This is a genomic window from Blautia sp. DFI.1.216, assembly GCF_020594215.1.
Classification (GTDB): Bacteria; Bacillota; Clostridia; order Lachnospirales; family Lachnospiraceae; genus Blautia_A; species Blautia_A wexlerae.
Genome location: NZ_JAJDML010000011.1, coordinates 37,045 through 49,561, shown reverse-complemented (window position 1 = coordinate 49,561; position 12,517 = coordinate 37,045). Strand labels below are relative to the sequence as shown.

General features: G+C 43.9%; 5 protein-coding genes. 4 read left to right on the top strand and 1 reads right to left on the bottom strand.

The genetic code is table 11. The features are described 5' to 3' along the window. Position 1: 1 nt before the first annotated feature. Genes LJE11_RS06275 through LJE11_RS06265 form a run of 3 tightly spaced genes read left to right on the top strand, consistent with a single transcriptional unit; the run spans position 2 to position 9,967 of the window. A complete protein-coding gene (locus tag LJE11_RS06275; RefSeq protein WP_227295649.1) occupies positions 2-8,986 on the top strand; it encodes a non-ribosomal peptide synthetase in 8,985 nt (2,994 codons plus the stop codon). Positions 8,987-9,005: 19 nt separating this feature from the next. Next, on the top strand, positions 9,006-9,308 hold the full coding sequence (locus tag LJE11_RS06270; protein ID WP_008704342.1) for an STAS domain-containing protein: 303 nt from the start codon (positions 9,006-9,008) through the stop codon (positions 9,306-9,308). An 11-nt stretch (positions 9,309-9,319) separates the two neighbouring features. Next, positions 9,320-9,967 carry a 4'-phosphopantetheinyl transferase family protein gene (locus tag LJE11_RS06265; protein ID WP_022380989.1) on the top strand — a complete coding sequence of 216 codons (648 nt, stop codon included), beginning with the start codon at positions 9,320-9,322 and terminating at the stop codon, positions 9,965-9,967. A gap of 14 nt (positions 9,968-9,981) precedes the next feature. Here the strand turns inward: LJE11_RS06265 and LJE11_RS06260 are convergent, their stop codons facing one another. Continuing rightward, positions 9,982-11,007, bottom strand: a complete 1,026-nt coding sequence (locus LJE11_RS06260) for a ribonuclease H-like domain-containing protein (protein WP_055149697.1) — start codon at positions 11,005-11,007, stop codon at positions 9,982-9,984. A 184-nt stretch (positions 11,008-11,191) separates the two neighbouring features. On the opposite strand from LJE11_RS06260, the gene rsxC reads away from it, so the two are divergent. Beyond that, complete coding sequence (rsxC, locus tag LJE11_RS06255; protein ID WP_178015476.1) at positions 11,192-12,508, top strand: electron transport complex subunit RsxC; 1,317 nt, start codon at positions 11,192-11,194, stop codon at positions 12,506-12,508. Positions 12,509-12,517 lie beyond the last annotated feature (9 nt).

Here is a 12,517-nt window from a genome sequence, read left to right as displayed (position 1 = left end):
AATGAAAAATATTAATGAAAGGAACAATTTTGTTTTTGAGTTTCGGCCGGTAACAGAATTGTTCGAGGAACAGGTGAAGCTTCATCCAGAGAAATGTGCAGTTGTCTCCGGCAAAGAGAGCTTCACCTATGCACAGCTCAACGAACGGGCCAACAGGATTGCCAATGCACTTGTGGAAAAAGGTGTCAGACGGGAGACCATCGTAGGTGTGGTTCTTGAGAGATGCTGTGATTTCTATGCAGTGCGACAGGGTATCCTGAAGGCAGGAGGCGCATTTGCAGTTGCCACACCGGATTATCCTGATGACAGGATCCGGTATATTTTTGAGGATTCAGGAGCTCCTTTTATTATCACAACAAAGGAGATCGCAGAGGAACGAAGGGAACTGTTTGCTAAGCTTCCCTGTACAGTACTTCTGATCGAGGAACTTCTGGAGAATGAGAATACAGAGAATCCTCAGGTAAAGATCGGGGAGCATGATCTTTGTTATTGTATCTATACTTCCGGTTCCACAGGCAAGCCCAAGGGTGTGCTGATCGAACATATCAACCTTGCCAATTTTGTAAATCCGGATCCGAAAAATGCGGAAACTTATGGTTATGTAAGCAGAGGAAGTGTATCTCTTTCCATGGCAGCCATGACCTTTGATGTGTCTGTTCTGGAGGAATTTCTGCCACTTACCAACGGGATGACTGCGGTGATCGCCTCTGATGAGGAGATTCTGAATCCTCTTATGCTGGGTGAGCTGATCGTCAGAAATAAAGTGGATATTATGACCACAACTCCTACTTACCTGTCCAATATGATCGATCTGCCCCAGCTTGAAAAAGCAGTTTCTCAGATTAAGGTGTTTGATGTAGGTGCAGAGGCTTTTCCTCCGGCTCTGTATGACAAGATTCGCAGAGTAAACCCGGATGCTTACATTATGAATGGTTATGGACCTACGGAAACTACCATCAGCTGTACCATGAAGGTAATTACGGACAGCAGAAACATTACCATTGGTACGCCTAACGGTAATGTGAAGGTATATATTGTAGATAAAGAGAATAAGATCCTTCCGGACGGAGAGACCGGAGAGCTTGTGATCGCAGGACTGGGCGTTGGCAGAGGTTATATGAATCTGCCGGATAAAACAGAGGCTGTATTCATTGATCTTAACGGAGAGAGAGCTTATAAGACCGGTGACCTTGCAAGGATCAGCCCTGAGGGTGAGATTGAATTTTTCGGAAGAATAGACAATCAGATCAAGCTTCGCGGTCTGAGGATTGAGCTTGGTGAGATCGAGGAGGTGATCAATTCCTATGAGGGAATCATTACCAGCATTACTCTGCCTGTAGATAACAAATTCCTCTGCTGCTATTTTATGGCTGACCGCCAGATCAATACAGAGGAGCTTTCTGCCTATGCATCAGAGTCCCTGGCTCATTATATGGTTCCTGAGGTTTTTGTCCAACTGGAAAAGATGCCTGTGACACAGAATGGCAAAATTGATAAGAAAGCACTGCCAAAGCCGGCTGCACAGCCAAAGAATCTGAAAGAACCCCAGACTCCTATGCAGAAGAAGATTTTTGAAATCGTTGCAGACGTTGTGGAGAATGATTTTTTTGGAACTGACACAAGTTTTTACAGGGTGGGGCTGTCTTCTATCAGTGCCATGAAGCTTTGTATTCTGATCTCAGAGGAATTCGGAGTGACTGTGAAAACCAGTGATATCCACGAAAACAATACGGTGGAGAAACTGGAAAAATATGTGATGCTTGCACCGAAGATCAGAACCTATGAAAAGAGAGAAGTTTACCCTCTTACCGGCTCCCAGAAGGGTATTTTTGCAGAGTGCATGAAGAATCCTGAGAGTACGGTATACAATATTCCGTTCCTGTTTGAACTGGAAAGCTCTGTTGACGTTCAGAAGCTGTCAGATGCCATTTCTCAGATGATCGCTGCACATCCGTATCTGCTGACAAAGGTTTATTTAAGTGACAGCGGAGAGATGGTGCAGAAGCCTTGTGAGGAAGCCTTTGTACCAGAGGTGGTCCGGACCACAAATGAGCAGTTTGAAAAGATGAAAGATGAGCTGGTGCGTCCCTTTAAGCTGGAAAAGGGACGGCTGTTCCGGGCGGGGATTTATGTGACAGAAGACAGGAAATATCTTTTTACAGATTTCCACCATATCCTGGCAGATGGTAATTCCTATGATATTATTTTTGAGGATATCGATCGGGCCTATCTGGGTGAGAAATTGGAGAAAGAATCCTACACAGGCTTTGATGCTGCCCTTGATGAAGAACAGCAGATGAAAGAGGGAAAATATAAGAAGGCCGAGAAATATTATGACAGTATTTTCGAGGGAATTGAGACAGAATCCCTGCCTCTTCCTGACTGCTCAGGAAAGATTCCTGAGAGAGGATATCTGTCGATGCCTGTGGACACCGGAGAGTCTCTGGTACTTTCTGCCTGCGAGAAGCTGGGGGTTACTCCAAACATTCTGTTTACAGGTGTATTCGGCATTCTCATGAGCAGATATTCCAATTCCGAGGAGAGTCTTTTTGCAACTATTTATAATGGAAGAAATGATTCCAGACTGGAGAATACAGTCTGCATGCTTGTAAAGACTCTGCCGGTTTACTGTTCCTGTGATCCGAAAGTCACCATACAGGCCTATATGACAGAGCTCTCTGAGCAGATTCTGTCTTCCATGGCAAATGATATTTTTCCGTTCTCTGATATTTGTGCAAAGTACGGGATTAATTCTGATCTGGTATTTGCATATCAGGCAGAGCTTGGGGATGATTTCCCAATCGGTGATACCGTTGCCAGGGGTCATGACCTTTCTCCGGATATGTCAAAGATGCCTCTGCTGATCCAGGTAAGAGAATACGATCATAAATATGTGCTTACTGCAGAATACCGCAGTGACATGTACAGTGAAGCCTTTGTACGTGGAATATTGGAATCCTATGAGGCAGCTATGGATTCCCTGCTGAAAGCAAAATATATTTCGGAAGTTTCTGTTCTTTCCCAAAATGGAGCGGACAAAATTGCGGAATTTAATAATACTGCCTGCGAATATGACAGAAGTAAGACCATCGCTGATATGTTTGAGGAGCTGGTACAGACCATTCCTGATCATACGGCTGTAGTATTTAAGGATAAAAAATATACTTACAGAGAACTGGATGAGATCAGCGACAGACTTGGAAAATATATCGCATCCCAGGGAATCGGCAGTGAGGATGTTGTTTCCATTCTGATCCCCCGCTGTGAATATATGGCGATCGCGCCGATGGGCGTGATAAAGGCAGGTGCAGCTTACCAGCCTCTGGATCCAACCTATCCCAGGGACCGCCTGATGTACATGATGGAGGATTCCTCTGCAAAGCTTCTCATTGCTGACAGAGAGCTTCTTCCTCTGGTAGACGGATATAAAGGACCGGTGCTGTTTACAGATCAGATCTGGCAGCTGGAGGATAGGGATGTTGTGCTTAAGAAGCCGCAGCTGCATGATCTGTTTATCCTTTTGTATACTTCCGGTTCCACAGGTGTGCCAAAGGGCTGTATGCTGGAATATGGAAATATTACTGCTTTCTGTCACTGGTTCAAGAGATATTATGGCATAGATTCGGAGTCCAGGATAGCTGCATATGCTTCCTTTGGTTTTGATGCCTGCATGATGGATATTTACGGTGCCATCACAAACGGTGCACAGCTTCACATTATTCCGGAGGAGATCCGTCTGGATTTCATTGGACTGCAGCGCTATTTTGAGGAAAATGGCATCACGCATTCCTTTATGACTACTCAGGTGGGAAGGCAGTTTGCGCTGGAGATGGATTGTAAGAGCCTGAGATATCTTTCTGTAGGAGGAGAGAAACTGGTTCCATGTGAGCCGCCAAAAGATTATAAGTTTATCAATGCTTATGGACCTACAGAGGCGACTATTTTTACGACTGTATTTGAAGTGGACAAATATTATCCAAATGTCCCGATCGGAAAAGCACTTGACAATGTGAAGCTTTATATTACAGACAAGCTGGGGCATATGCTTCCTCCCGGTGCATGCGGAGAGCTGATGATCACCGGCTGGCAGGTTTCCAGAGGATATCTTAACAAGCCGGAAAAAACTGCCGAGGTCTATACAAAGAATCTTTATGATGATACACCGGGATACGAAGTGATGTATCATTCAGGTGATGTGGCAAGATTTCTTCCGGATGGAAATATCCAGATCATTGGCAGAAAGGATTCCCAGGTTAAGATCAGAGGTTTCAGGATTGAGCTTTCTGAGGTTGAGGAAGTGATCCGCAGATATGAGGGCATCAGGGATGCCACTGTAGTTGCCTTTGATGATCCAAATGGTGGAAAATATATTGCTGCCTATGTGGTATCGGACAGCACTGTTGATATCAATGCCCTGAATGATTTTATTAAAGAGACAAAGCCTGCCTATATGGTACCTGCAGTTACCATGCAGATTGACAAAATTCCTCTGAACCAGAACCAGAAGGTAAATAAAAAGGCTCTTCCTCTGCCTGAGAAAAAAGCAGCGGAGATCATTAAGCCTGAGAATGAGGTTCAGCAGATATTATTTGACTGTATCGCAGAGGTTCTGGGGTATACGGATTTTGGGATTACCACAGATATTTATGAGGCAGGTCTGACATCCATCACTGCCATTAAGCTGAATATCCTGATCTCCAAAGCCTTTGACATTGTGATCAAAACTTCAGATATTAAGAATCATCCTACTATCCGAATGATGGAGGAATTTGTAAAAACTGCGGGAAAAGAAAGCAAAAGGGAAGTACAGGAAAGTTATCCTCTTACCAACACTCAGGAGGGGATTTTCATTGAGTGTACTGCAAATATGGGTTCTACCATTTACAATATCCCGTATCTGTTAAAGCTTGATAACAAGGTGAATCTGGACAGACTGGCAGAAGCCATTGACAGTACTGTTGAGGCGCATCCTTATCTGAAAACCCGTCTGTTTATGGATGACAACGGAAATGTACTTCAGAAACGAAACGATGGGCTCAGTTATAAAACACCGATTTTAAACGGAATGAACAGAGACACTCTGGTACGTCCATATATGTTGTTTAATGAACAGCTTTTCCGGTTTGAAATCTACAGAACCTGTGATGGCAATTATCTGTTCCTGGACCTTCACCACATTGTTGCCGATGGTACATCTCTGGCTATTATAATTAATGATATTAACAGAGCTTACAGCGGTGAGAAGCTGGAACCGGAAGGTTATACTTCCTATGATCTGGCACTGGATAACAGAGATGCCCTGGCAGGTGATATCTATAAAAATGCAGAGAATTATTATAAGTCAGTATTTGAACATGCAGGTGGAAGCATCAGCTTCTATCCGGACAAAAACGGTGCGGCTCCAACAGCAGAACTTTACCACAGAGAGACCAGATCCATTTCCGTGCAGGATGTGAAGGAATTCTGTAAAAAGCATGGAATTACGGAGAATGTATTCTTCATTTCCGCTTTTGGTATCACACTTGGAAAATATAATTTCAAAAAGGATGCTGTATTTACCACTATTTACCATGGAAGAAACGATTCCAGACTTTCGGAAACAGTGGGTATGCTGGTAAAAACACTCCCTGTTTTCTGCGATTTCTCAGGAACAGCCAAAGATTGCCTGAACGGTGTACAGAAACAGCTGATCGATTCCATGAACAACGATGTTTATCCTTTCTCACAGATCAGCCATGAGTTTGATATTAAGGCAGATGCCATGGTTATTTACCAGGGCGACAATTTTGCTTTTGATACCATTGGCGGGGAATATGCACAGGAGGAGCCTGTCAGCCTGAACATGGCAAAGGCACCGGTTTCTGTCAGCATTTCCATTGAAAAGAACAGATTTGTCTTTGAGATTGAGTACAGAGGGGATATGTACCATGAGGAAACTATCCGGTATCTGGCTGACAATCTGGAAACCACTGCAGAGGGAATCTTAAGGGAATGCGATCCGGCTGATATCCGGCTGATGTTTGAGGAAAAAACTCAGATGGAGGATATTCCGGAACATGCAGGAAAGACCTTCATAGATCTGTTTAAGGAGATGGCTGCCAGATATCCGGACAGACCGGCAGTGCGGGATGACTCCGGAGATTTTACCTACAGAGAGTTGGACAGAATGTCTGATTATATTGCTCAGAAGCTTACGGAAAACGGATTTGGCCCGGAACAGGCTGCAGGTATCCTGTGCGGCAGGACAAAGGAATATACAGTAGCCTATGTGGGTGTTATGAAAGCCGGCGGAGCCTATGTTCCTCTGGATCCGGAGTATCCACAGAGCAGAATTGAATATATGCTGAAGGATTCAGGAGCAAGAAATCTCCTTGTGATCGATCAGTATCAGAATCTTGTGGAATTTTATGACGGAAATGTGATCAGTCTGGACAGTGTGGCAGATGAGGCTGAGGATTTTGAACTTTCTGCAGAGCTTATTTCTCCGAAACCGGAGAACCTTGCCTATATGATCTATACCTCAGGCTCCACAGGAAAGCCAAAGGGTGTTATGATCGAGCACAGAAATCTGTTGAACCTGATCGAATATATCACACTGAGCAGAAATACTTCACCGGATGACATTGTGGCAGAGTTTGCAAGCTTCTGTTTCGATGCGTCAGTGATCGATTTGTTTGCACCTCTTACCGCAGGAGCAGTCCTGTATATTTTACCGGAGAGTATCCGTAAGGACGCCATTGCCATAAGCAGATATATAAAGGAAAAAGAGATCACCACCGTAACCTTCCCTACCCAGATGGGAGAACTGGTTACAGAACTTCTGGAGGATGCACCTGCTCTTAAATTTGTTACACTTGGCGGCGAGAAATTCAAGCATTACCGTAACCGTACCTATCAGATGATCAATGGCTACGGTCCTACAGAGAATACGGTTTCTTCCACAGAGTTTTTGGTAGACAGACAGTATGACAACATCCCGATCGGAAAATCACAGCGGAATGTGCGCAGCTACATTGTGGATGAGAATCTGAACCGGCTTCCGGTGGGTGCGTCCGGCGAACTTTGTCACGCAGGAAGGCAGCTTGCCAGAGGATATCACAATCTTCCGGAAAAAACAGCATCTGTGTTTGTAGAAAATCCATTTGCTGTATGTGAGCAGGAAAGCCGTCTTTACAGGACCGGTGATATGGTCCGCATGAAAGGTGACGGAAATATTGAGTACATAGGCCGGATCGATTCACAGGTGAAGATCAGAGGATATCGTGTGGAGCTTGGTGAGATCGAAGGTGCCCTTCTGAAACATGAGCTGGTGAAAAATGCAGCCGTTACAGTAATTGAAAAGGGTGGAAATAAATATATCACAGCTTATTATACAGGAGAAGCCATCCCGGAGGATGAACTGAAGACCTTCCTGGAGCCGCTGATCCCGGATTATATGATGCCGTCTTTCTTTGTCAGCATTGAGGAAATGCCTGTGACACCGGGCGGTAAGATTGATAAAAAAGCACTGCCAATGCCGGAGGTAACCACGAACACTGCCAGCTATGTAGAGCCGGTTACTGCAGCTCAGAGAGCACTCTGTGAGATTTTTGAGAAAGCACTGGGAATTGAAAGAGTAGGGATTGAGGACAACTTCTTTGAGCTGGGCGGATCTTCCCTTACTGCATCCAAGGTTGCTGTTATGTGTCTGTCAAAGAATATTTCACTGGTATATGCGGATATTTTCAAATATCCTACTGTACGGGAACTTGCAGCTTTGGTTGATGATGACGGAGTTACAGAGGCTGCACAGAGCAAGAATGAATTTTCGGATTATAACTATAACAGGATCCAGAATGTGATCAGCGCAAATACAGAAGAAAATGCAGACCGGATCACAAAGGAAAAGCTGGGAGATATTATGGTCACAGGTGCCACAGGTTTCCTGGGGATCCATGTCCTTAAAGCATTCATTGACAATTATGACGGTAAGGTTTACTGTCTTGTACGTAAGGGCAAATATGAATCGTCTGAAAAGCGAATGATGAACATGCTGATGTACTATTTTGATGATCCATACAAAGAGCTGTTTGAAAGCCGTATTATCTGTGTGGATGGGGATATTACCTCAAAGGAACAGGTAACAGGATTTTCAGAATACAAATTCAGCACCATCATTAACTGCGCTGCCTGCGTAAAGCATTTTGCGGCTGATGATGTACTGGAAAGAATTAATGTGCAGGGTGTGGAAAATCTGATCGATTTCTGTAAGAATAACGGCCGCAGACTGATCCAGATTTCTACGGTTTCCGTTGCGGGAGAAGGTTCTGACGGTGTTCCGCCAATGTCCAGAGTTTTCTGTGAGAATGATCTGTACATCGGACAGAATATTACCAACGAATATATCCGCACCAAATTCCTGGCAGAGAGGGCGGTTCTGGAAGCAGTTTCCGAGGGACTGGACGGCAAGGTGGTCCGGGTAGGTAATCTGATGAGCCGAAACTCTGACGGCGAGTTCCAGATTAATTTCATTACCAATGGATTCCTTCGCAGCCTGAGAGGTTATGCGGCTGTAGGTAAATTCCCTATGGGCGGTATGCATGAGGTGGCAGAATTCTCACCGATTGATTCTACTGCGCTGGCAGTTCTGAGACTGGCTCAGACCGACCGGAGATTTACTGTATTCCATGCATGCAACAGCCATCATATTTATATGGCAGACCTGATCTACGCAATGCGCAGCTATGGATTCAGGATTGATATTGTAAGAGATGAGGAGTTTGAGGCAGCAGTGAAGGAATTTGCAAAGACCGGTCAGGATTCTGATGCGGTTTCCGGACTGATCGCCTATACCTCACATAATGAAAATGAAATCTATACCATTGATTACAGCAATCGTTTTACAGCACAGGTTCTGTACAGGCTGGATTATAAATGGCCGGTTACAGATGACAGATATCTGGAAAATGCAATTGCAGCACTTGACAGACTTACATTTTTTGATTGATTCAGGAGGGAAAATTACAATGGAAATTATCACAAAAACAGAAGGTAACAAAGCAACTATGGAAATCAGCGGATGGCTTGATACACAGACAGCTCCCCAGTTAGGGGAGGCTCTGTCCGGACTTGAAGACAGCATCACAAGTCTGGTATTTGATTTTACAAATCTGGAGTATATTTCATCTGCAGGCTTACGTCAGGTGATCGTAGCCTACAAAAAAATGGCTCAAAAGGATGGATTTAAGATCATCAATGTTTCTGATGAGGTTTACGATGTATTCAGCCTTACAGGGTTTGACAGCAAGATCGATATTCAGAAGAAGTAACTGTTGATCAGATGCAGAAATTATACAGGATCAATATTAATCATTTTGAGGATCCGCTTAAGAATGAAAGGCTTCTGGATCTGGTTGGGATCAGAAGAAGAGAAAAGGTCATCAGGTATCGTATGCCTGATGACCGCAAAAGAAGTCTGGGTGCAGGGATCATCATCAGAAAAATCCTCGATGAAAACGGGCTTACGGAAAGCTGCCTGAGATATTCTGACAATGAAAAGCCGGTTGTGGATGGCCTTTTTTTTAATGTATCTCATGCGGGGGACTATGTTGTGGGTGTGCTGTCAGACTGCGAAGTCGGGTGCGATATTGAGAAAAATGCCAATGCGCCTCTTGAGGTGGCAGAACATTATTTCTACCATTCAGAGCTTGCTTACATCAAGGCTGCGAAGAACAAAGATAAGGCGTTTTTTACGCTCTGGACATTAAAAGAAAGTTATATGAAAATGACAGGCAGAGGCATGAGCCTTCCTTTGGATTCTTTTGAAGTGGTTCCCACAGCAGAGGGGTTTGTCCTCGGAAAATCCTCAGAAAGGCCATGCTTTTTTGAGACAATGGAATTTGACGGTTATATTTTCTCGGTCAGCAGTGAGAGGGCTTTTTCTCTTCACAATCCATTGGAAATTGCTTTTGACGATATTTATGTATGATCACAGATGATTTTTCAGACACGCTCTAGAGTTCCAATCAGACAGGAAAGCGTATATGTCAGATATTGCTTCTGCTGTACGGGAGAACTGAGGAAGGCATCGGAGCAGGTAAACCAGGTGTAGCAGGTATTTCTGGTTGCTGCTTTCCGGTGCTTTCTGTCAATTCCGGATCCGAGAGATTTCGGGATAACCGTATCCTCCTCCGGGAGATAATAGTAATCCTTATAATCTGCATAGTATTGTTTCAGTTTCCCGTCAGTTGTCTTGATAATTAAATTGATTTCTTCGTCTTTTCCTGTCAGATAGAAGTCGGTGTTTCCATTGGAAAATTCCTGTGGCAGTGTGCAGGGGAGCTTCAGCTTCAGGATCAGGTTGTCTCCGTCAAATTCACTGTATGTAACTTCATAATCTCCATCATAGATGCAAAGATATCCCAGCATATCAAAAATTCTTCCCAGTCCCAGCACATCCTCCAGGTTATGTCCAAGGATTTCATCAGCTGTAAAGGCATCTCTTTTTTTCAGAAAATCTTTGTAAAGTTTAATGCATTCCTTACCATTATCATAAATCCTGTCTTTGATCCCCAGAAATTCTTCCATGCAGGGCTGCTTCATGGCAGACAGTTTTAAAAGTGACTTTAACGGTTTTAATGTCAGGTAGAGATCCAGCGACTGTTTTCCTGTAAACGGAGAGGGAATTCCATATTTTTCATATCGTGCTTCCAGATATGGCTGGTCGAAGCGGTCTCCGTTGTAGGAAATCAGCAAATCACATTGCTGAAGAAATTGTGAAAAAATTCTCAGAATTGTCTCTTCTTCACTTGCATTTTCCGCCATCCATTGATAAAAATTCCAAGTTTCATCTTCAATTCCAACAGCTCCGATCAGGTATAAATACGTGGAATTTCTTGATAATCCGGTGGTTTCAATGTCGTAAAAAACAGGTGTAAAATTGTATTTTTGGAAGAATTTTCCGGTGAAAAATTTAACAGTCTCAAAGTCTGGAAACCCTTGTAAAATGGGCATTTTTTTAACAATCATGTTAATAATTTTTCCTTTCTGAAATTGTATTCAATTATACACAAGAAAATGAAATTTGGGTAGTGCTTTTTTTGAAAAAATGGTTTATATTATAAACAGGTTGATAAAAATGTACAAAAAAGTATATGGATTTTATCAAAAATAGAGCACTTTGGTGGTGCTTAATATAAAAGGAGGGAACGAAATGGGAATTTTAACCTTTAAGGGTGGTGTTCATCCTTATGACGGAAAAGAATTATCCAAGAACAGTCCGGTAGTGAAATATCTGCCAAAGGGAGATATGGTATATCCTCTTTCCCAGCATATCGGTGCTCCGGCTGCAGCGATAGTTCAGAAGGGAGACCATGTGCTCGCAGGACAGAAGATCGCAGATGCTGCGGGGTTTGTCTCATCACCGATCCATTCGTCTGTTTCCGGTACGGTAAAAGGAATCGAACCGCGCCTGACAGCAACAGGTTCTATGGTCAATTCCATTATCATTGAGAATGACCAGCAGTATGAAAGTGTGGAATTTACTCCTGCACGTCTGGAAGATCTTTCGAAAGAGGAGATTTTGGCGAGAATTAAAGAAGGCGGAGTAGTGGGAATGGGCGGCGCCGGATTCCCCACACAGGTAAAGCTTGCGCCAAAGGAACCGGAGAAGATCGATCATATCCTTGTAAACGGTGCCGAGTGTGAACCCTATCTTACCAGTGACTACAGAAGAATGCTGGATGACTCTGAGAAGCTGATCGAGGGTTTAAGAGTTATGCTGAAGCTCTTTGACAATGCGAAGGGATATATCTGTATTGAGGATAACAAGCCTGACTGTATTGCGAAACTGAAAGAAATGGTAAAAGATATTCCACGTATTGAAGTAGCAGAGCTGATGACCAAGTACCCACAGGGTGGTGAGCGTTTCCTGATCAAGGCTGTCACAGACAGAGAGATCAACTCTGCCATGCTTCCGGCAGATGCAGGATGCGTAGTTGACAACGTAGATACCGTAATTGCTGTTTATGAAGCCGTTATCCTTGGAAAACCTGTTATGGACCGTATCGTGACAGTAACAGGACAGGGGATTAAGAATCCGCAGAACTTTGATGTCCTTTCCGGAACAGATATGGCAGAGCTTATAGAAGCTGCCGGCGGACTGACAGACAATGTATCCAAAGTAATTTCAGGTGGTCCTATGATGGGATTTGCCATGTATGACACTCATGTACCATGTATTAAGACAAGCTCCGCATGTCTCTGCCTGGAGAAGGATGATGTGGCAGATGCCGAACAGACTGCATGCATTAACTGCGGCAGATGTGTAGGGGTCTGTCCCGGCCATGTCATTCCTGCAAGACTTGCAACCTTTGCAGAGCATGGTGACATGGAGAGCTTCCAGAAATTTGATGGTATGGAGTGCTGCGAATGTGGCTGCTGCAGTTATATCTGCCCTGCCAAGCGTCCGCTGACCCAGATGATTAAATCTATGCGTAAGATGGTTCTGGTAAGCCGTAAGAAAAAGTAAAAGGGGGAC